This window comes from Klebsiella michiganensis, from assembly GCF_015139575.1.
In the GTDB taxonomy this organism is placed as follows: Bacteria; Pseudomonadota; Gammaproteobacteria; order Enterobacterales; family Enterobacteriaceae; genus Klebsiella; species Klebsiella michiganensis.
Genome location: NZ_AP022547.1, coordinates 3,895,994 through 3,917,884, shown reverse-complemented (window position 1 = coordinate 3,917,884; position 21,891 = coordinate 3,895,994). Strand labels below are relative to the sequence as shown.

At 57.2% G+C, this 21,891-nt stretch carries 17 protein-coding genes; 15 read left to right on the top strand and 2 right to left on the bottom strand.

From position 1 onward, the window contains the following. Nucleotides 1-45 precede the first annotated feature (45 nt). The 8 genes from ihfB to JLG71_RS18410 all read left to right on the top strand — a co-directional run bounded on the left by ihfB (nucleotide 46) and on the right by JLG71_RS18410 (nucleotide 8,866). Entirely contained in the window at nucleotides 46-333 is a 288-nt protein-coding gene (ihfB, locus tag JLG71_RS18445; RefSeq protein ID WP_004100704.1) for an integration host factor subunit beta, read from the top strand. Between the two features lie 215 nt (nucleotides 334-548). Then, nucleotides 549-2,804: a ComEC family protein gene (locus JLG71_RS18440; RefSeq protein ID WP_200913740.1), complete on the top strand. Its 2,256-nt coding sequence runs from the start codon at nucleotides 549-551 to the stop codon at nucleotides 2,802-2,804. Nucleotides 2,805-2,849: 45 nt separating this feature from the next. Next, nucleotides 2,850-4,598: a lipid A ABC transporter ATP-binding protein/permease MsbA gene (gene msbA, locus JLG71_RS18435; RefSeq protein ID WP_048261067.1), complete on the top strand. Its 1,749-nt coding sequence runs from the start codon at nucleotides 2,850-2,852 to the stop codon at nucleotides 4,596-4,598. After that, nucleotides 4,595-5,575, top strand: coding sequence for a tetraacyldisaccharide 4'-kinase (gene lpxK, locus JLG71_RS18430; protein WP_200913739.1), 981 nt, complete (start codon nucleotides 4,595-4,597; stop codon nucleotides 5,573-5,575). Before msbA ends, lpxK begins: the two co-directional genes overlap by 4 nt. Before the next feature lie 45 nt (nucleotides 5,576-5,620). After that, on the top strand, nucleotides 5,621-6,850 hold the full coding sequence (locus tag JLG71_RS18425; protein ID WP_187228818.1) for a winged helix-turn-helix domain-containing protein: 1,230 nt from the start codon (nucleotides 5,621-5,623) through the stop codon (nucleotides 6,848-6,850). Between the two features lie 52 nt (nucleotides 6,851-6,902). Further along, the gene (gene ycaR, locus JLG71_RS18420; protein WP_004130952.1) at nucleotides 6,903-7,085 is read left to right on the top strand and encodes a protein YcaR; all 183 of its coding nucleotides are present in this window, start codon (nucleotides 6,903-6,905) and stop codon (nucleotides 7,083-7,085) included. Next, nucleotides 7,082-7,828, top strand: a complete 747-nt coding sequence (gene kdsB / locus JLG71_RS18415) for a 3-deoxy-manno-octulosonate cytidylyltransferase (protein WP_200913738.1) — start codon at nucleotides 7,082-7,084, stop codon at nucleotides 7,826-7,828. Before ycaR ends, kdsB begins: the two co-directional genes overlap by 4 nt. A 144-nt stretch (nucleotides 7,829-7,972) precedes the next feature. Then, complete coding sequence (locus tag JLG71_RS18410) at nucleotides 7,973-8,866, top strand: YcbJ family phosphotransferase (RefSeq protein WP_014228646.1); 894 nt, start codon at nucleotides 7,973-7,975, stop codon at nucleotides 8,864-8,866. Here JLG71_RS18410 and elyC read toward each other — a convergent pair. Then, on the bottom strand, nucleotides 8,843-9,622 hold the full coding sequence (elyC, locus tag JLG71_RS18405; protein ID WP_032748912.1) for an envelope biogenesis factor ElyC: 780 nt from the start codon (nucleotides 9,620-9,622) through the stop codon (nucleotides 8,843-8,845). The genes JLG71_RS18410 and elyC overlap by 24 nt on opposite strands. A gap of 121 nt (nucleotides 9,623-9,743) precedes the next feature. Between elyC and cmoM the strand changes: the two genes are divergently transcribed. The 7 genes from cmoM to JLG71_RS18370 all read left to right on the top strand — a co-directional run bounded on the left by cmoM (nucleotide 9,744) and on the right by JLG71_RS18370 (nucleotide 20,472). Next, complete coding sequence (gene cmoM / locus JLG71_RS18400; protein ID WP_004849490.1) at nucleotides 9,744-10,523, top strand: tRNA uridine 5-oxyacetic acid(34) methyltransferase CmoM; 780 nt, start codon at nucleotides 9,744-9,746, stop codon at nucleotides 10,521-10,523. 3 nt (nucleotides 10,524-10,526) lie between these two features. Beyond that, complete coding sequence (gene mukF, locus JLG71_RS18395) at nucleotides 10,527-11,849, top strand: chromosome partition protein MukF (RefSeq protein WP_014228648.1); 1,323 nt, start codon at nucleotides 10,527-10,529, stop codon at nucleotides 11,847-11,849. Next, nucleotides 11,830-12,534: a chromosome partition protein MukE gene (gene mukE, locus JLG71_RS18390; RefSeq protein ID WP_049083181.1), complete on the top strand. Its 705-nt coding sequence runs from the start codon at nucleotides 11,830-11,832 to the stop codon at nucleotides 12,532-12,534. The genes mukF and mukE overlap by 20 nt, the downstream gene beginning before the upstream one ends. Next, complete coding sequence (gene mukB, locus JLG71_RS18385; RefSeq protein WP_200913737.1) at nucleotides 12,534-16,982, top strand: chromosome partition protein MukB; 4,449 nt, start codon at nucleotides 12,534-12,536, stop codon at nucleotides 16,980-16,982. The genes mukE and mukB overlap by 1 nt, the downstream gene beginning before the upstream one ends. A 183-nt stretch (nucleotides 16,983-17,165) precedes the next feature. Then, nucleotides 17,166-18,959, top strand: a complete 1,794-nt coding sequence (ldtD, locus tag JLG71_RS18380; protein ID WP_200913736.1) for a L,D-transpeptidase — start codon at nucleotides 17,166-17,168, stop codon at nucleotides 18,957-18,959. A gap of 300 nt (nucleotides 18,960-19,259) precedes the next feature. Continuing rightward, nucleotides 19,260-19,811 (top strand): YcbK family protein, encoded by a 552-nt coding sequence (locus JLG71_RS18375; RefSeq protein WP_004130967.1) that lies wholly within the window; start codon nucleotides 19,260-19,262, stop codon nucleotides 19,809-19,811. Nucleotides 19,812-19,824: 13 nt separating this feature from the next. Further along, nucleotides 19,825-20,472, top strand: a complete 648-nt coding sequence (locus JLG71_RS18370) for an MBL fold metallo-hydrolase (RefSeq protein WP_196545791.1) — start codon at nucleotides 19,825-19,827, stop codon at nucleotides 20,470-20,472. 59 nt (nucleotides 20,473-20,531) lie between these two features. Here JLG71_RS18370 and JLG71_RS18365 read toward each other — a convergent pair whose 3' ends face one another. Next, nucleotides 20,532-21,722: an amino acid aminotransferase gene (locus JLG71_RS18365; protein ID WP_048261058.1), complete on the bottom strand. Its 1,191-nt coding sequence runs from the start codon at nucleotides 21,720-21,722 to the stop codon at nucleotides 20,532-20,534. Nucleotides 21,723-21,891: the final 169 nt, after the last annotated feature.

The window sequence follows — 21,891 nt, the reverse complement described above, 5'->3', positions numbered from 1 at the left end:
TTTAAGCTGTTAGCTAATTTTGCCTTGAAGGAAACCGGAGGAATAATGACCAAGTCAGAATTGATAGAAAGACTTGCCAGCCAGCAATCTCACATTCCTGCGAAAGCAGTGGAAGATGCTGTTAAAGAAATGCTGGAGCATATGGCCTCAACGCTTGCTCAAGGCGAGCGCATTGAAATCCGCGGTTTCGGCAGCTTCTCTCTGCATTATCGAGCACCCCGCACCGGGCGTAACCCAAAGACTGGCGATAAAGTTGAACTGGAAGGTAAATACGTTCCCCACTTTAAGCCGGGCAAAGAATTACGCGACCGCGCCAATATTTACGAAGAGTAAGTTTCGCCGATCGGCGACAACATACTTAAACGTTAAAAAAGCACCTTCGGGTGCTTTTTTTATGCCTTTAAATCTCTCTTTGAAGTGACCTCGCAAAACGCGGGTTCTGTTGCGTTAACGCGGTAGATTTTGCGGATGGCGCGGCGCAGTTCCTTTCCTTGCCTGGCGACACACTCCCCGTTTAGCGTAACACTCCCTCTGACAGGGAGGTGCTAATGCGTTTACCACAACTTGCCGGCTGTGTGATTATCGGTATTCTGCCGCTGCTCTGGCTGCCAGTGCTGCCCGGGCGGTGGGTTATCTGGGGGCTCATGGCCCTGGCGCTACTCATTGCGCAATGTCGACGCAGACCTGCGCAATATGCGGCATTGATAACGCTGTTTTTTGTCTGGGGAGCCCTCAGCGCAGGCGAGGTGCTGTGGCCGACGGAGAGGTTAACGGACAGGAATCGCCAGGTTGACGTTGAGCTAACCGCAACGGACGGGCAGACAACGCATCAGGGGAAGATTATCCGTCTGGATGGGCAACGGCTGTTTCCTGCGCCAGGGATTAGCCTCTACGGCAGCTACCTGCCAGAAACGCCCTGCGCAGGTCAGGTTTGGGCGATGACGCTGCGCGCGCGTCCGGTACACGGACAGCTCAACGATGGCGGGTTTGATAGCCAGCGTCATGCATTGTCGCAGCATCGTCCGTTAACCGGACGCTTTATCACCGCTGACGTTCGGGTGCGGACCTGTAGTTTGCGGGCGCGTTATCTTGCTTCGCTGAATCAAACGCTGAACGCGTTGCCGTGGCAATCGGTGATGCTAGGGTTAGGCATGGGGGAGCGTCTGGCAATACCGCGCGAGATCAAGACCCTGATGCAGGAAACCGGGACATCGCACCTGATGGCGATTTCTGGCTTACATATCGCGCTAGGGGCTTCACTGGGCTGGTTGCTGCTCAGAGGTGTGCAGTTTTTTCTCCCGTGCCGCTGGCTTGGCTGGCGGGCGCCGCTGCTCGTTGGCCTGGCGAGCGCGATTTTTTACGCCGGGCTGACCGGCATGCAGCCACCCGCGTTGCGCACCTGCGTCGCGCTGGCCGCCGGCTGCGCGCTGCGGCTATCCGGAAAACGCTGGTCGCCATGGCAGCTATGGGTCTGCTGCATTGGCGCAATACTGTTTGCCGATCCGCTGGCGGTGCTGTCCGAAAGCCTCTGGCTCTCCGCGTTTGCCGTTGCGGCGCTTATCTTCTGGTATCAGCTGGCGCCGATGCCGGGCGGCAAAAGGAGCGGGCTACTGCGTCAAAGCCTCGCGTTATGTCATCTGCAGATCGGCTTAATGTTTTTACTTGCTCCTCTACAGATCGCACTTTTTCACGGCATCAGCCTGACGTCCGTGCTGGCCAACTTGATTGCCGTGCCGCTGGTGACCTTTGTCGTTGTCCCGCTAATTCTGACCGCGATGTTTTTACACCTCTGCGCGCCGTTTATCATTGAGATGGCGGTCTGGCAATCGGCGGACCGTGTTCTGGCCGCGCTATTCTGGTTCTTACGACAGCTGCCGCCCGGCTGGCTGGCGCTGGATGCGCGCTGGCTTGGGATAAGCTTGCTGCCGTGGCTGGCGTTAATCGTCTGGCGTTTTCATGCGTGGCGCACGCTGCCCGCGTTTTGTTTAGCATTTCTCGGGCTATTGAGCTGGCCCTTCTGGCGGAGTACGGTTGCTAACGAATGGCGAGTCACCATGCTGGATGTCGGGCAGGGGCTGGCAATGGTGATTGAACGCGAGGGCGCGGCGCTTCTCTATGATACCGGCCTGGCCTGGCCCGAGGGAGACAGCGGTCAGCAGATCATTATTCCCTGGCTACGCTGGCATCATTTGCAGCTTGAAGGCGTCGTTCTCAGCCACGAGCATCTCGATCACCGCGGCGGGCTAAATTCGGTGTTAAAGGCGTGGCCCCTGATATGGGTGCGAAGCCCTTTAGGCTGGGCGGGTCATTTAGCCTGCCAGCGCGGAGAAACCTGGCAGTGGCGGGGTTTAACCTTTCGCGCGCTCTGGCCGCTGCCCGGAGCGACAGCGCAGGGGAATAATCGCTCGTGCGTGGTGCGTATTGATGACGGTAAACATAGTATTCTGCTGACCGGGGATATCGAAACGCCCGCGGAACGGGCGATGATTAGCCGCTACTGGCAACATCTTACGTCTACACTTATCCAGGTCCCCCACCACGGCAGTAATACCTCGTCGGGAATCGCCCTGCTGCGGAGCGTTGGCGGAGAAGCTGCGCTGGCTTCCGCTTCGCGCTATAACGCATGGCGCATGCCATCAACCAAAGTGATTCAGCGCTACCGAAAACAGAGCTATCAGTGGTTCGACACGCCGCATCAGGGGCAAATTACGGTGGTTTTTTCTCCGGATAGCTGGCAAATCCATGGCTTACGGGATCAAGTTTTACCGCGATGGTATCATCAGTGGTTTGGCGGGAAGGCGTAGAACGGGTAGAATATGCGGCTATTTCAACACAAGCTGGTTTATTGAATGCAGAACGATAAAGATCTCTCCACGTGGCAGACCTTCCGCCGACTCTGGCCGATTATAGCGCCGTTTAAACCCGGGCTAATCGTGGCAGCGGTAGCGTTAGTGCTTAACGCGGCTAGTGATACCTTCATGCTATCGCTTCTTAAACCGTTATTGGATGATGGTTTTGGTAAAACGGATCGCTCGGTGCTGATATGGATGCCGCTGGTGGTGATCGGGTTGATGGTTCTGCGCGGCATTACCAGCTACGTTTCGAGCTACTGTATCTCCTGGGTTTCCGGCAAGGTCGTGATGACGATGCGCCGTCGTTTATTCAGCCACATGATGGGGATGCCGGTTGCCTTCTTTGACAAACAGTCCACCGGGACGCTGCTATCGCGTATTACCTATGATTCCGAGCAGGTCGCGTCTTCTTCCTCCAGCGCGCTGATTACCGTTGTGCGCGAAGGCGCGTCGATTATTGGCCTGTTCGTCATGATGTTCTACTACAGCTGGCAGCTGTCGGTGATTCTGATCGTGCTGGCGCCGATCGTGTCTATCGCGATTCGCGTGGTCTCGAAGCGTTTTCGTAATATCAGCAAGAATATGCAGAACACCATGGGCCAGGTGACGACCAGCGCAGAGCAGATGCTGAAAGGGCATAAAGAAGTGCTGATGTTTGGCGGTCAGGCCGTCGAAACCAAACGTTTTGATAAAGTCAGCAATAAAATGCGCCTGCAGGGGATGAAAATGGTCTCCGCGTCGTCAATTTCTGACCCGATTATTCAGCTGATCGCCTCTCTGGCCCTGGCTTTCGTGCTTTATGCTGCCAGCTTCCCGAGCGTAATGGAGACGCTGACGGCGGGTACCATCACCGTTGTCTTCTCTTCAATGATCGCCCTGATGCGCCCGCTGAAATCACTGACTAACGTCAACGCGCAGTTCCAGCGCGGGATGGCCGCTTGCCAGACGCTTTTCGCTATCCTTGACTCCGAGCAGGAGAAAGATGAAGGCACGCGGGTTATCGAACGCGCGAAGGGCAACCTCGAATTTAAAAACGTCACCTTCAGATACCCGGGACGTGAAGTCGCCGCGCTGCGCAATATAGACCTGAATATTCCGGAAGGGAAAACCGTGGCGCTGGTAGGGCGCTCGGGTTCGGGTAAGTCGACCATCGCCAGCCTGATTACGCGTTTCTACGATGTCGATGATGGGCAGATCTTACTTGACGGCCACGATCTGCGTGAATACACCCTGAGCTCCCTGCGCGATCAGGTTGCGCTGGTGTCGCAAAACGTTCATCTCTTTAACGATACCGTAGCGAATAACATCGCCTACGCGCGTACCGAAGAGTACAGCCGCGAGCAGATAGAAGAAGCCGCTCGTATGGCTTATGCCATGGACTTTATCAACAAAATGGACAATGGCCTGGATACGATTATCGGGGAAAACGGCGTTATGCTTTCCGGCGGTCAGCGCCAGCGTATCGCTATCGCTCGCGCCCTGCTGCGTAACAGCCCGATACTGATCCTCGACGAAGCCACGTCGGCGCTGGATACCGAATCGGAACGCGCTATTCAGGCGGCGCTGGACGAACTGCAGAAAAACCGCACCTCGCTGGTGATTGCCCACCGTCTGTCGACGATTGAGCAGGCCGACGAGATCGTGGTGGTGGAAGATGGCCAGATCGTTGAACGCGGCAGCCATACCGACCTGCTTGAGCACAAGGGCGTTTACGCTCAGCTGCATAAGATGCAGTTCGGCGCATGATTGCACGCATCTGGTCCGGTGAGTCGCCCTTATGGCGGCTGCTGCTTCCGCTCTCCTGGCTCTATGGCCTGGTGAGCGGGTTGATACGGCTGAGCTATAAACTCGGTTGGCAAAAAGCCTGGCGAGCGCCGGTGCCGGTGGTGGTGGTGGGTAATCTGACCGCGGGCGGTAATGGTAAAACGCCGGTTGTCGTCTGGCTGGTGGAACAGCTCCAGCAGCGCGGTATTCGCGTTGGCGTCGTTTCACGCGGCTACGGCGGTAAAGCAGCGAGCTATCCGCTGCTGCTGAATACGGCTACCCCCACAGCGGAAGCGGGCGATGAGCCGGTGCTGATTTACCAGCGTACCGGCGCGCCGGTTGCCGTCTCGCCGGTACGCAGCGATGCGGTACAGGCCCTGCTCGCCGCCCACGATCTTCAGCTTATCGTCACAGATGATGGCCTGCAGCACTATAAGCTGGCGCGCGACAAAGAAATAGTGGTGATTGACGGCGTGCGCCGTTTTGGCAACGGCTGGTGGCTGCCTGCCGGCCCCATGCGCGAGCGCGCTTCGCGTTTACGCAGCGTGGATGCGGTTATCGTTAACGGCGGTCTCGCCCGTCCGGGAGAGATCCCGATGCAGCTTCGCCCCGGGCAGGCGGTAAATCTGCTGACCGGCGAACGCCGGGATGCGGCGGCGTTGGACAACGTGGTGGCGATGGCCGGAATCGGCCACCCGCCGCGCTTCTTCGCCACCCTTGAAAGCTGCGGCGTCAGTCCGGTAAAAACCATCGCCTTAGCCGATCATCAGGCATTGGCGCAGAGCGCAGTCGCCGCGCTGGCGACGCCGCAGCAAACCCTGCTGATGACCGAAAAAGATGCTGTGAAGTGTCGCGAATTTGCTCAGGCAAACTGGTGGTATCTTCCGGTCGACGCGATAATGACTGACCAACGCGCGCAGCGGTTGCTCACGGACTTAGTTACCCTGGCGCAACGCTAATCGTCGTATCACCGCTTGCGCCGGAACCCTTAACGGAGAAGCTGCATGCCGGTATTGTCCCTCTCGCTTAAAGAAGCCCGCCATCTTCACCTTGCCGCTCAGGGGCTGCTAAAAAAGCCCCGTCGCCGCGCAAAGCCCGGGGATATTCTGCAAACCATTAAGCAGATGTCCCTGCTGCAAATCGATACCATCAACGTTGTTGCGCGCAGTCCTTATCTGGTGCTGTTCAGCCGCCTCGGCCACTATCCGCAGCGCTGGCTGGACGAGGCGCTCCGCGCCGGCGAGCTGATGGAGTACTGGGCGCACGAAGCCTGCTTTTTACCGCGCAGCGACTTTTCACTGGTGCGTCACCGCATGCTGACGCCGGATAAAATGGGCTGGAAATATCACAAAGCGTGGATGACCGAACACGCCGAGGGCATTCAGGCGCTGTTGGCGCATATAGCCGAAAATGGCCCGGTTCGCTCGGCCGACTTCGAGCATCCGCGCAAAGGCGCCAGCGGATGGTGGGAGTGGAAACCGCATAAGCGCCATCTTGAAGGCTTATTCACCGCCGGTGAAGTGATGGTTATCGAGCGGCGTAATTTTCAGCGCGTTTACGATCTGACGCAGCGGGTCATGCCGGACTGGGACGATGAGCGCGACGGGCTCTCTCAGGAGCAGGCTGAAGCCATGATGTTACGTAATAGTGCTCGCAGCCTGGGGGTTTTTCGCGCGCAGTGGCTGGCGGATTATTATCGTCTGCGTCAGCCCCCGCTGCCGCTACTGCTGGCGAGCTGGCAGGAGGAGGGGCTGGTGGTGCCGGTTAACGTTGAAGCGCTGGGCGAAATGTGGCTCCACCGTGATGCTCTGGCGCTGCTGGAATCTTCTCCCGGCGGTAGGCTCGCCGCCAGCCGCAGCGCGGTGCTTTCGCCTTTCGATCCGGTAGTCTGGGATCGCAAACGAGCGGAACAGCTTTTTAACTTTACCTATCGCCTGGAGTGCTACACGCCCGCGCCGAAACGGCAGTATGGCTATTTCGTATTACCGCTGCTGCACCAGGGGAGACTGGTTGGCAGAATGGATAGCAAAATGCACCGCAAAACCGGCGTTCTGGAAATTATCGCCCTGTGGCTGGAGGAGGGCGTCAAGGTGACGTCGGGTCTGGAGAGCGGGCTAAAACGCGCCATTGATGATTTTGCCCTCTGGCAGGGCGCCACGCGGGTGAGCTGCGGGAAGCTGCCGGCGGAACTTTTTACCGGGCGGCAACAGGGTTGGGAAATTGACGCTGCCTGAGTCCACGTGTGATATGCTGCTGAAGAATCTATTCGGTCCATCTGGAGGAATCATGGATCACCGTTTACTTGAAATTATCGCCTGTCCGGTTTGTAACGGTAAGCTGTATTACAGCCAGGATAAGCAAGAACTGATCTGCAAACTTGATCGCCTGGCTTTTCCGCTGCGTGAAGGCATTCCCGTACTACTGGAAACCGAAGCCCGCCCGCTTCCTGTAGAAGAGAGCCAGTCATGAGTTTCGTGGTTATTATCCCCGCGCGCTTTGCTTCTACCCGCCTGCCAGGGAAACCGCTCCAGGATATCAACGGCAAGCCGATGATTGTCCATGTTCTGGAACGCGCTCGCGAATCCGGGGCCGAGCGGATTATCGTTGCTACCGACCATCCAGACGTGGCCCGCGCGGTGGAAGCCGCCGGCGGTGAAGTCTGCATGACCCGTGAAGATCATCAGTCTGGTACCGAACGCCTGGCCGAGGTGGTTGAAAAATGCGCCTTCAGCGATGACACCATCATTGTGAATATTCAGGGCGATGAGCCGATGATCCCGCCCGCGATCGTGCGCCAGGTAGCCGAGAATCTGGCTGCCAGCACCAGTGGTATGGCAACCTTAGCGGTGCCAATCCACAATGCGGAAGAGGCGTTTAATCCAAATGCGGTGAAGGTCGTCATGGATGCTGAGGGCTACGCGCTCTATTTTTCCCGCGCCACCATTCCGTGGGATCGCGATCGTTTCGCTAAATCCCGCGAGGCTATCGGTGATTCGCTGCTGCGTCATATCGGTATTTATGGCTATCGCGCCGGTTTTATTCGTCGCTATGTGAGCTGGGCGCCGAGCCCGCTGGAGCAAATAGAGATGCTCGAGCAGCTGCGCGTGCTGTGGTATGGCGAGAAAATCCATGTCGCGGTGGCGGAAGTGGTTCCCGGTACAGGTGTCGATACGCCGGAAGATCTGGAGCGCGTTCGCGCGGAGCTGCGTTAATCCCCCCCCCATCCCCTCCGCCAGGAGGGGATATCCCCAGGCCGTTATTCCATACTTTTTTACATCAATTTTGATCTCACCCGATGACAACCCCGGCCCAGGCGCTCATTATGAAACCGGTAGTATTCATAGGGGTAATCAGAAATGGAACAGTTGCGTACCGAGCTGAGCCACCTGCTGGGTGAAAAACTAAGCCGCGTGGAGTGCGTCAGCGAGAAACCGTCGTCGGCGCTGTGGTCGCTATATGATGCGCAGGGAAACCCAATGCCGCTGCTGGCGCGCAGCTTTACGACGCCGGGCGTGGCGCGTCAGCTGGCGTGGAAGATATCAACCCTGGCGCGAAGCGGCACCGTCCGTATGCCGGTTGTCTACGGCGTGATGACGCACGACGAGCATCCGGGTCCCGATGTACTGCTGATTGAACGACTGCGCGGCGTCTCGGTTGAAGCCCCCGCCCGCACGCCGGAGCGCTGGGAGCAGCTGCAGGAGCAGATCGTGGAAGCGCTGCTGGCCTGGCATCGTCAGGATAGCGGCGGCTGCGTCGGGATGGTCGATAGCACTCAGGAAAATCTCTGGCCGTACTGGTACCGCCAGCGCGTGGAGGTGCTATGGAGTACGCTGAATCTTTATCAGGATACCGGCCTGACGATGCAGGACAAACGCATCCTGTTCCGCACGCGCGAATGCCTTATGGATTTGTTTAAAGGTTTCAATGATAACTGCGTGCTGGTACACGGTAGCTTCACGCTGCGCAGCATGCTTAAAGATCCGCGCAGCGATCAGCTGCTGGCGATGGTGGGGCCGGGCATGATGCTCTGGGCGCCGCGGGAATACGAGCTTTTCCGTCTGGCCGAGAGCGGTCAGGAAGAGGAGCTGCTGTGGCACTATCTGCGCCGGGCGCCGGTGGCGGAAGCGTTTCTCTGGCGGCGCTGGCTGTATCTGCTGTGGGACGAAGTGGATAATCTGGTGAATACCGGACGCTTTGACCGCGTCCGGTTTGACCTGGCGGCAAAATCAATCCTGCCCTGGCTCGCCTGAAGAACCTTTTAGCCACTGCCAGATGCGGCCTAACGTTTCGTAACCCACCCGATCGCTATGCATGAGCCAGACGGGCGAAGGAATAGCCCGCTCCCACGGGTTAAGCGGTGACTCAATCGCCAGCTGGTTGGCCGGCGCGGGCAGGGGAGTTAGCCCGGCGCGGCGAAAGAAAATCATCGCCCGCGGCAGATGAGAGGCGGAGGTGACCAGCAGGAACGGCGCATCGCCTATCGCCATCTTCACCGCAGCGGCTTCCTCTTCGGTATCTTTGGGTTTATCCAGAACAAGGATTTCGCTGCGCGGTATGCCCAGGCTCTCTGCCACTCTGGCCCCGGCTTCTGCCGTACTGACCGGATTTGTTTTTGCCGCTGCGCCGGTAAAGATGAGTTTCGAGCCCGGATTTTCATACCACAGGCGGATCCCCTCCGTCAGCCGCGGCAGGCTATTATTGATGAGATTGGAACTGGGCGCCCAGTCCGGATTCCAGGTGTAGCCTCCGCCAAGCACGACCACGTACTGCACGCGCTTTTCACCTCGCCACGTCGGGTACTTATCTTCAATTGGCTTGAGCAGGCTATCGGCGACCGGTTGCAGGCTCAACAGCAGCAACAGCAGCCAGCCGAGGCTGACGCAGAGCTTGCCGGTGCGCTGGAAACGGCTAAACCACAGCAGGGCTATGCCGAACGCAATGAGCAGCAGCAGCAGGGGAAGCGGCAGCATCATACCGCCTAAAACCTTTTTCAGCGTAAAAAGCATGCCGTACGGTTCCTTTTTTAACCATATAACCAAAGATATGCCCGGATCTTACAACAGATCGCTTCATTCTCCGCGCGGGTATGACAAAATAGCGGCTTTGTGTTGGCGTGTGGAGTCACCCGTGCAGGATCGTAATTTCGATGATATTGCTGAAAAGTTTTCGCGCAATATATACGGCACCACCAAAGGCCAGCTGCGGCAGGCGATCCTCTGGCAGGATCTGCAACCGCTGCTGGACCGGCTGGGGCCTGGGCCATTGCGAGTTCTTGACGCGGGCGGCGGCGAAGGGCAGACGGCGATCAAAGTGGCGGAAATGGGGCATCACGTCACGTTATGCGATCTCTCTGGTGAAATGGTGGCTCGTGCCCGGCAGGCGGCTGCCGATAAAGGTGTGATCGACAACATGCATTTTGTACAATGCGCGGCTCAGGATATTGAGCAGCATTTGGAAAGTCCGGTCGATCTGATACTGTTTCATGCGGTGCTGGAGTGGATAGCCGAACCACAGGCGATGTTGCGTACCCTTTGGTCGATGCTGCGCCCCGGCGGCGCGTTGTCGCTGATGTTCTACAATGCTAACGGTCTGTTGATGCACAATATGGTCGCCGGAAATCTCGACTATGTGCAAATCGGCATGCCGAAAAAGAAAAAACGCACGCTGTCGCCGGACTATCCGCGCGATCCGCAGCAGGTTTACGGCTGGCTGGAAGAGATTGGCTGGCAGATTACCGGCAAGACCGGCGTGCGGGTGTTTCATGATTATCTGCGTGAAAAACACCAACAGCACGATAAATTTGCGGCGCTGCTGGAGCTGGAAACGCGCTACTGTCGCCAGGAGCCGTATATTAGCTTAGGCCGTTATATTCACGTCACCGCGCTTAAGCCGCAGATGCAAGGATAAACTATGAGTGAATTTTCCCAGACAGTCCCCGAACTGGTTGCCTGGGCCAGGAAAAATGATTTTTCTATTTCGCTGCCGGTCGACAGACTCTCTTTTCTGCTGGCGATTGCCACGCTGAACGGCGAGCGGATGGAAGGGGAAATGACCGAGGGAGAACTGGTGGATGCGTTCCGCCACGTGAGTGATGCGTTTGAGCAGACCAGCGAAACCATCAGCCAGCGCGCCAATAATGCCATTAACGATATGGTGCGCCAGCGTCTGCTGAACCGCTTTACCAGCGAAATCACCGAGGGTAACGCTATTTATCGCCTGACGCCGCTGGGCATTGGGATCACCGACTACTATATTCGCCAGCGCGAGTTCTCCACCCTGAGACTGTCGATGCAGCTATCCATCGTTGCCAGCGAACTCAAGCGCGCCGCCGACTCGGCAGAAGAGGGCGGCGATGAGTTCCACTGGCATCGTAACGTTTTCGCTCCGCTGAAGTACTCGGTAGCGGAAATCTTTGACAGCATTGACCTGACTCAGCGAATCATGGATGAGCAGCAGCAGCTGGTGAAAGATGATATTGCCCAGCTGCTGAACAAAGACTGGCGGGCGGCGATCTCCAGCTGCGAGCTGCTGCTGTCGGAAACGTCCGGCACCCTGCGGGAACTGCAGGATACCCTGGACGCGGCGGGCGATAAGCTGCAGGCAAACCTGCTGCGTATCCAGGATTCGACCATGGCGCGCGACGATCTGAATTTTATCGATCGTCTGGTGTTCGATCTGCAAAGCAAGCTGGATCGTATCGTCAGCTGGGGGCAGCAGGCGATTGACCTGTGGATCGGCTACGATCGCCACGTGCATAAATTTATCCGTACCGCCATTGATATGGATAAAAACCGCGTCTTCGCACAGCGTCTGCGTCAGTCGGTGCAAACCTACTTCGACGCCCCCTGGGCGCTCACCCATGCGAATGCCGATCGTCTGCTTGATATGCGCGATGAAGAGATGGCGCTGCATGATGAAGAGGTCACCGGGGAACTTCCAACGGATCTGGAGTACGAAGAGTTTAACGAAATTCGCGAACAGCTGGCGGCGCTGATTGAAGGACAGCTGGTGGTCTATAAAGAGAAGGGACTGCCGCTGGATCTTGGCCTGGTGGTACGCGAATATCTGTCGCAGTATCCGCGCGCGCGCCACTTTGACGTCGCGCGTATTGTGGTTGACCAGGCGGTACGTTTGGGCGTAGCGCAAGCAGATTTCACCGGACTGCCGGCAAAATGGCAGCCGATTAATGATTACGGAGCCAAGGTACAGGCGCATGTCATCGACAAATATTGAACAAGTGATGCCGGTTAAACTGGCGCAAGCGTTGGCTAATCCGTTATTTCCGGCGCTGGATAGCGCCCTGCGCGCGGGCCGTCATATCGGCCTTGACGAGCTGGATAATCACGCATTTTTAATGGATTTTCAGGATTACCTGGAAGAGTTTTATGCTCGCTACAACGTCGAGCTGATTCGCGCGCCGGAGGGTTTTTTCTATCTGCGCCCGCGGTCGACCACGCTGATCCCGCGCTCGGTGCTCTCCGAGCTGGATATGATGGTGGGTAAAATTCTCTGCTATCTCTACCTCAGCCCGGAGCGTCTGGCCAACGAGGGCATCTTCACTCAGCAGGAGCTTTACGACGAGCTGCTGACCCTCGCAGACGAAGCCAAGCTGCTCAAGCTGGTCAATAACCGTTCTACCGGGTCCGACCTTGACCGCCAGAAGCTGCAGGAAAAAATGCGCGCTTCGCTCAACCGCCTGCGCCGCCTCGGCATGGTGTGGTTTATGGGCCATGACAGCAGCAAATTCCGCATTACCGAATCGGTGTTTCGCTTCGGCGCCGACGTGCGCGCCGGTGACGATCCGCGCGAAGCCCAGCTGCGTATGATCCGCGACGGTGAAGCGATGGCGCTGGAAAATCGCCTGCAGCTTAATGATGAGAATGATGAGAATCAGCCGGATAGCGGGGAGGAAGAGTAATGATTGAACGCGGTAAGTTTCGCTCGCTGACGCTGGTTAACTGGAACGGTTTTTTTGCCCGCACCTTTGATCTTGATGAATTAGTGACCACGCTTTCCGGTGGTAACGGTGCCGGTAAATCCACGACCATGGCCGCCTTCGTCACCGCACTGATCCCGGACCTGACGCTGCTGCACTTTCGTAACACTACGGAAGCGGGGGCGACCAGCGGCTCGCGCGATAAAGGCCTGCACGGTAAGCTGCGCGCTGGCGTCTGCTACTCCGTGCTGGACGTGATCAACTCCCGCCACCAGCGCGTGGTGGTCGGCGTTCGTCTACAGCAGGTCGCCGGTCGCGATCGTAAAGTCGATATCAAGCCTTTTGCGATCCAGGGCCTGCCAACCTCCATCCAGCCAACTCAGCTGCTGACCGAAACCCTTAACGAACGCCAGGCGCGCGTGGTGACGCTCAACGAGCTGAAAGATAAGCTCGAAGCGATGGAAGGGGTGCAGTTCAAGCAGTTTAACTCTATTACCGAGTATCACTCGCTGATGTTCGACCTGGGCGTGGTGGCTCGCCGCCTGCGTTCGGCTTCGGACCGTAGCAAATACTATCGCCTGATCGAAGCCTCGCTGTACGGCGGTATTTCGAGCACCATTACTCGCTCGCTGCGCGACTACCTGTTGCCGGAAAACGGCGGCGTGCGTAAGGCGTTCCAGGATATGGAAGCGGCGCTGCGTGAAAACCGCATGACGCTGGAAGCTATCCGCGTGACGCAGTCGGACCGCGATCTGTTCAAGCATCTGATCAGCGAAGCCACCAACTACGTTGCCGCCGACTATATGCGTCACGCTAACGAGCGACGCATTCATCTCGACAAGGCGCTGGAGTATCGTCGCGATCTGTTCACCTCCCGCGCTCAGCTCGCGGCGGAACAGTATAAGCACGTCGATATGGCCCGCGAGCTGCAGGAACATAACGGCGCGGAAGGCGATCTGGAAGCCGATTATCAGGCCGCCAGCGACCATCTGAACCTGGTGCAGACCGCTCTGCGCCAGCAGGAAAAAATCGAGCGCTATGAAGCGGATCTTGATGAACTGCAGATTCGCCTCGAAGAACAAAATGAAGTCGTCGCGGAAGCGGTTGACCAGCAGGAAGAGAACGAAGCCCGCGCCGAAGCCGCCGAGCTGGAAGTGGATGAGCTGAAAAACCAGCTTGCCGACTACCAGCAGGCGCTGGACGTGCAGCAGACTCGCGCGATTCAGTACACCCAGGCGCTGCAGGCGCTGGAGCGGGCAAAAGCCCTCTGCCATCTGCCGGATTTAACGCCGGAGAGCGCCGACGAGTGGCTGGAAACTTTCCAGGCGAAAGAGCAGGAAGCGACGGAGAAAATGCTGTCGCTGGAACAGAAGATGAGCGTGGCGCAAACCGCGCACAGCCAGTTTGAACAGGCTTACCAGCTGGTGGCGGAGATCAACGGCCCGCTGGCGCGTAATGAAGCCTGGAACGTGGCGCGCGAGCTGCTGCGCGAAGGCGTTAATCAACGTCATCAGGCCGAACAGGCGCACGGGCTGCGCAGTCGTCTGACGGAGCTTGAACAGCGTCTGCGTGAACAGCAGGATGCCGAACGCCAGCTCAATGAGTTCTGTAAGCGCCAGGGCAAACGCTACGATATCGACGAGCTGGAAGCCCTGCACCAGGAGCTGGAAGCCCGCATCGCATCCCTTTCCGACAGCGTTTCCACCGCCAGCGAACGGCGGATGACCCTGCGTCAGGAGCTGGAACAGCTGCAGTCGCGGACGCAAACGCTGATGCGCCGCGCGCCCATCTGGCTGGCGGCGCAGAACAGCCTCAATCAGCTGTGCGAGCAGAGCGGCGAGCAGTTTGAGTCAAGCCAGGACGTCACCGAATATCTCCAGCAGCTGCTGGAGCGTGAACGCGAAGCTATCGTGGAGCGCGATGAAGTCGGGGCCCGCAAGCGCGCTATCGACGATGAAATTGAGCGTCTTAGCCAGCCGGGCGGTTCGGAAGATCAGCGCCTGAACGCGCTGGCGGAACGTTTTGGCGGCGTACTGCTGTCGGAAATCTACGATGACGTGAGCCTCGATGATGCGCCGTATTACTCCGCGCTCTACGGTCCTTCCCGCCACGCCATTGTGGTACCGGATCTGTCGCTGATTGCCGATCAGCTGGAAGGTCTCGAAGATTGTCCCGAAGATCTCTACCTGATCGAGGGCGATCCGCAGTCGTTTGATGACAGCGTATTCAGCGTCGATGAGCTGGAAAAAGCGGTGGTCGTTAAGATTGCCGATCGTCAGTGGCGCTATTCACGCTTCCCGACGCTGCCGCTGTTTGGCCGCGCCGCGCGTGAAAGCCGCGTTGAAACGCTGCACGCCGAGCGCGAAAGCCTGTCCGAGCGCTTTGCGACCCTGTCGTTTGATGTGCAGAAAACCCAGCGCCTCCATCAGGCGTTCAGCCGCTTTATCGGCAACCATCTTGCGGTGGCCTTTGAGGACGACCCGGAAGAAGAAATCCGTAAACTGAATACGCGTCGCGGCGAACTGGAGCGGGCGCTGACCGCCCATGAGAGCGATAACCAGCAGAACCGGGTGCAGTATGAGCAGGCAAAAGAGGGCGTATCCGCACTCAACCGCCTGCTGCCGCGTCTGAATCTGCTGGCCGATGACTCGCTGGCCGATCGCGTGGATGAGATCCAGGAACGCCTTGACGAAGCGCAGGAAGCCGCGCGCTTCGTCCAGCAGCATGGGAATCAGCTGGCAAAACTGGAGCCGATCATTTCCGTGCTTCAAAGCGACCCGGAGCAGTTTGAACAGCTGAAAGAAGATTACGCCTATTCGCAGCAGACTCAGCGCGACGCGCGTCAGCAGGCATTTGCGCTGACCGAAGTGGTGCAGCGTCGCGCCCACTTTAGCTACTCCGATTCCGCAGAGATGCTGAGCGGTAATAGCGATCTGAACGAGAAGCTGCGCCAGCGTCTGGAGCAGGCTGAGGCGGAGCGCGCCCGTACCCGCGAAGCGCTGCGTACCCACGCCGCGCAGCTCAATCAGTACAACCAGGTGCTGGCATCGCTGAAAAGCTCCTACGACACCAAGAAAGAGCTGCTCAACGACCTGCATAAAGAGCTTCAGGACATTGGCGTGCGCGCCGACGCCGGCGCCGAAGAGCGCGCTCGTCTGCGCCGCGATGAGCTTCATGCTCAGCTCAGCAACAACCGCGCGCGGCGGAACCAGCTCGAAAAAGCATTGACCTTCTGCGAAGCGGAAATGGATAACCTGACCCGCAGGCTGCGCAAGCTGGAGCGCGATTACTGCGAAATGCGCGAACAGGTGGTCAGCGCTAAAGCCGGCTGGTGTGCGGTCATGCGCCTGGTGAAAGACAACGGCGTGGAGCGTCGCCTGCATCGTCGCGAGCTGGCCTACCTTTCGGCAGATGAACTGCGCTCGATGTCGGATAAGGCGCTCGGCGCGCTGCGTCTGGCGGTCTCGGATAACGAACACCTGCGCGATGTACTGCGTATTTCTGAAGATCCGAAACGCCCGGAGCGTAAAATCCAGTTCTTTGTCGCCGTTTATCAGCATCTGCGCGAGCGTATTCGCCAGGATATCATCCGCACCGACGATCCGGTGGAAGCGATTGAGCAGATGGAGATCGAACTCAGCCGTCTGACGGAAGAGCTGACCAACCGCGAGCAGAAGCTGGCCATCAGCTCCCGCAGCGTGGCCAATATTATCCGCAAGACTATCCAGCGCGAGCAAAACCGTATTCGTATGCTCAACCAGGGGCTGCAGAGCGTCTCCTTCGGCCAGGTCAACAGCGTGCGTCTGAACGTCAACGTGCGGGAAACCCACTCGATGCTGCTGGACGTGCTGTCAGAACAGCATGAACAGCATCAGGACCTGTTTAACAGCAATCGTCTGACCTTCTCGGAAGCGCTGGCGAAGCTGTATCAGCGCCTCAATCCGCAGATTGATATGGGGCAGCGTACGCCGCAGACCATCGGTGAAGAGCTGCTGGACTACCGCAACTATCTGGAGATGGAAGTGGAAGTTAACCGTGGTTCCGACGGCTGGCTGCGCGCGGAATCCGGTGCGCTATCGACCGGTGAGGCTATCGGTACCGGGATGTCGATTCTGGTGATGGTAGTACAGAGCTGGGAAGATGAATCCATGCGCCTGCGCGGTAAGGACATTTCGCCGTGTCGTCTGCTGTTCCTTGATGAAGCGGCGCGTCTGGATGCTCGCTCTATCGCGACGCTGTTCGAGCTCTGCGATCGTCTGGAGATGCAGCTGATTATCGCGGCGCCGGAAAATATCAGCCCGGAAAAAGGTACCACCTATAAGCTGGTGCGTAAGGTCGTGAATAATCACGAGCACGTGCACGTCGTCGGGCTGCGTGGCTTCGCACCGCAGCTGCCCGAAACGCTGCCGGGAACGGCAAATGCTTCATAGGATGGTACAATAACCAGCCAAAGGGCGACGCGATGTCGCCCTTTTTGTTATCCGTTCCTGTACTTTAGGATTGTATAATCTTTTAACTTCTTTACATTTGGGAAGGCAAAAGCGTTTTCGTCTTCATATACTGAAAGTAAGCCCCATTTTAGCGGGCAGCAATGTGTTAACAGGGGGCAAGGGATGTTGCTAAAGAAACGGTATGGTCGTCAATTGTCTGCGCTCAGCCTGAGCCTGGCGTTTGCATTTGCTCCACTGTTCAATGTCCAGGCTGAAGAGCCTGAAGTGGTACCATCGGATAGCTCTGCCACCATCAGCGAGCTCTCTTCCGCGCTAAGCCAAAGCGCAAACCAATCCGCGGCGGTCGCTCAAATGGCCGGCGAGCAGGCGCTTTCTGCCGATGCGGCAGCGAAGAGCCGCGCCGGGATTCAGGCGGTACTGCCGTCCGGTTATCAACCCGTATTTATGAATCCGCTGGTATCGCTGTATGCGGCCAGGGATATGAAACCGATGTGGGATAACCGCGAGGCGGTGCAGGCGTTTCAACAACAGCTGGCTGAGGTCGCTATCGCCGGTTTTCAGCCGCAGTTCACCACCTGGGTTGAGCTGTTGACCGACCCGGCAGTGAACGGTCTGGCGCGGGATGTCGTTCTGTCTGACGCCATGATGGGCTATCTGCATTTTATTAGCGGTATTCCGACTCAGGGCAACCGCTGGCTGTATGGCACGAAACCGTATGCCATGTCGACGCCGCCTCTGTCGGTGATTAACCAGTGGCAGGTGGCGCTGGATAACGGTTCGCTGCCGCAGTTTATTTCGAGTCTGGCTCCGCAGCATCCGCAGTATGCCGCAATGCATCAGGCGCTATTAGCTCAGGTTGCCGATTCCCGTCCCTGGCCGCAGCTCACCGGTAAGACGTCGCTGCGCCCGGGGGAATGGAGCAACGATGCCGGCGCGCTGCGCGAAATTTTACAGCGCACCGGTATGCTGGATGACGCGGCAAAAATTTCGTTGCCCGGCGATGAGGTGGTGAGTCCGTCCGCCGGGAAAAAGGCCAAAAGCAGCGGCCGTGGCGTTTACGATCGCCAGTTAGTGGAGGGCGTTAAGCGCTTCCAGGCGTGGCAGGGACTGGGCGCAGACGGCGTGATTGGTCAGGCGACCCGCGACTGGCTCAACGTTTCTCCTGCGCAGCGCGCCGGCGTGCTGGCATTGAATATCCAGCGTTTGCGCCTGCTGCCGGGTAATCTGGCGACCGGAATTATGGTGAATATTCCCGCCTTTTCGCTGGTCTATTACCAGGACGGTAGCCAGGTGCTGGCATCGCGGGTTATCGTTGGCCGTCCGGACCGCAAAACCCCTATGATGAGCAGTGCGCTGAACAACGTTGTGGTCAACCCGCCGTGGAACGTTCCGCCGACGCTGGCGCGCAACGATATTCTGCCGAAGGTGCGCAATAACCCAGGCTATCTTGAGCAGCACGGCTATACGATGATGCGCGGCTGGAATAGCAAAGAGACAATCGACCCGTATCAGGTGGACTGGGAAACGATAACCGCATCGAATCTGCCGTTCCGCTTCCAGCAGGCACCCGGCGCGCGCAATTCGCTGGGGCGCTATAAATTCAATATGCCAAGTTCAGATGCGATATATTTGCACGATACGCCCAATCACAATCTGTTCCAGCGGGATGGACGCGCGCTGAGCTCCGGGTGCGTGCGCGTGAATAAAGCCTCAGAACTGGCCAATATGCTGCTTCAGGATGCTGGCTGGAATGATGCGCGTATTTCAGATGCGCTTAAACAGGGGAATACCCGCTACGTTAATATTCGCCAGAATATCCCGGTTAATCTCTATTATTTGACCGCGTTCGTCGGCGCTGATGGACGTACACAATATCGAACAGATATTTACAATTACGATCTCACCGCGCGATCCAGCGCACAAATTCTACCTAAAGCTGAACAATTAATCAGATAAATGAAGTAGTTCAACGGATTTGGTTGTCCTACCTCTGTGTGAAAACGGGCCTTGCACGCTGCAAGGCCCGAGTTTACTGGGGTTAGGCTACCTTGACGTTGGCAATAATGCCCGGTAAGGTGCCTTTCGTGCGCCAGAAGTGCATATACATATAATCCTGCAAAGGCGCTGTGGCAGTAAGCAGCCCGTTCTCCATAGCTGATATTTATTAGCCGTAGGGGAGCGAGCGCGTGCTGGCGGCTAACGGGCGCATTGCGGGAAAAGTATATTACGATTCATTTACCTGTAGACCTGATTATCATGGACAAATTTGACGCTAATCGCCGCAAACTGCTGGCGTTAGGTGGAGCGGCGCTCGGTGCTGCTGCCATTCTGCCTGCGCCGGCATTTGCCACCCTCTCGACCCCCCGACCGCGTATTTTGACGCTGAACAACCTGCATACCGGTGAATCACTCAAGGCGGAGTTTTTCGATGGCAGAGGCTATATTCAGGATGAATTAGCAAGACTTAATCATTTTTTCCGTGATTATCGCGCGAATAAGATTAAGTCCATCGATCCCGGTTTGTTCGATCAACTCTATCGTTTGCAGGGATTACTTGGTACCAACAAGCCTGTCCAGCTTATTTCCGGTTATCGTTCTGTTGATACCAATAATGAGCTTCGCGCGCGTAGCCGGGGTGTGGCAAAACACAGCTACCACACTAAAGGCCAGGCCATGGATTTTCATATTGAAGGCATTTCGTTAAGCAATGTTCGCAAAGCCGCGTTATCTATGCGCACAGGTGGTGTAGGATACTACCCACGTAGCAACTTTGTGCATATTGATACCGGGCCAGTACGGCACTGGTAACGAAAGGAGCCTCATGAACTATCGTATTATTCCGGTTACCGCGTTCGCGCAGAACTGTTCTTTAATCTGGTGTGAACAAACCAAACTGGCGGCGCTGGTCGATCCCGGCGGTGATGCTGAGCGAATCAAACAGGAAGTCGCGGCGGTAGGCGTTAGCCTGATGCAGATTCTGCTTACGCACGGTCATCTCGATCACGTTGGTGCGGCAGCGGAGCTGGCGCAACATTATGGCGTGCCGATTATTGGGCCGGAAAAAGAAGATGAGTTCTGGCTGGAAGGATTACCGGCGCAGAGCCGGATGTTCGGTCTGGAAGATTGCCAGCCGCTGCAGCCGGATCGCTGGCTGAACGAAGGCGATACGGTCAGCGTGGGGAATATTTCCCTGCAGGTGCTGCACTGCCCAGGCCATACGCCGGGGCACGTGGTCTTCTTCGATCCTGCTTCCCGACTGTTGATTTCTGGCGATGTGATTTTTAAAGGCGGAGTAGGGCGTAGCGACTTCCCTCGCGGCGACCATAGCCAACTGATCGATGCGATTAAGCGCAAGCTGTTGCCGCTGGGCGATGACGTGTCGTTTATTCCGGGTCATGGACCGATGTCGACCCTTGGCTATGAGCGTCTGCACAACCCATTCCTGCAGGATGAAATGCCGGTCTGGTGACCTAAACCAGCATATAAAAAAGGCCGCACATGCGGCCTTTTGTTTGCCCTGCGCTGAGATTACAGTACGGCAACAATCGCTTCGCACAGCGGCGCCATGTTGTCGGGCGTCATACCGGCGACGTTTATACGTCCGGACGCCACCGCGTAAATTCCGAACTCTTCACGCAGACGCAGTACCTGCTCTTTGGTCAGGCCGCTGAACGAGAACATCCCGTTTTGCTGAATGATGAAAGAGAAATCGCGGCTGGCGCCTTTTTCCTGCAGGGTATTAACGAACAGCAGACGCATACGCTGGATGCGTTGACGCATGTCGGTCAACTCTTGCTCCCAGATGGCGCGCAGCGCGTCATTGCTGAGAATGGTCGCCACTACCGAGGCGCCGTGAGCGGGCGGGTTTGAGTAGTTCGCGCGGATAACCGACTTCATCTGGCTGAAAGCGCGGTCTACCGCTTCCTGGTCAGCGGCGACCAGCGTACAGGCGCCCACGCGCTCGTTGTACAGGCCGAAGTTTTTCGAGTAGGAGCTGGCAACCAGCAGCTCTTTATGCAGAGCGGCGAAAGCGCGCAGGCCTTCAGCATCTTCTTCCAGGCCGCGGGCAAAGCCCTGGTAGGCAAAGTCAAACAGCGGCAGCCAGCCTTTCTCTACGGAGAGCTGCGCCAGCTGTTGCCACTGCTCCAGCGTCGGATCGATACCGGTTGGGTTATGGCAGCAGCCGTGGAACAGAACCACGTCGCCGGCCTGCGCTTCGTTCAGGCTGGCCAGCAGCCCCTCGAAGTCGAGTTTGTGATTAGCGGCATCGTAGTAGGTGTATTCGCGCACTTCCAGCCCGGCTGAATTGAACACGCTTTTATGGTTCGGCCAGCTGGGGTTGCTCACCCAAATACGTTTAACGTCGGTGTTCTTCGCCAGAAAATCGGCGGCGACGCGCAGGCCACCTGTACCGCCGGGCGTTTGCGCGGTGCGGGCACGTTTATCATTGATAATTGCGCTTCCTTTCCCGAACAGAAGCTCCTGGGTGCAGCGGCCAAATTCCGGAATACCATCGATACCCAGATAATTTTTAGTGGTTTCATTTTCCAGCAGATACTGCTCTGCTTTTTTCACGCTAGTCAGGACCGGTGTTTTACCCGTTTCATCTTTATAAACACCAATTCCAAGATTAATTTTTGTTGGGCGGTCATCGGCACGAAACAGATCGGCCAGGCCCAGAATTGGGTCGGCAGGGGCGGCGGTAATGTTCTCAAACATGACGAGGTTCCATTGTGATTACTGAAGGGAAATCCGCTATCAGGTTAACGGGAGTTATGTTAATTGCCAACCGTTTGCGACAAAAAGCGAGAAGGTTTTTGAAAGTTACGATCTTCCTCTCAGGAAAGCAGAAAAGCAGGACCGAAGTCCTGCTTTTTAGGCATATCAC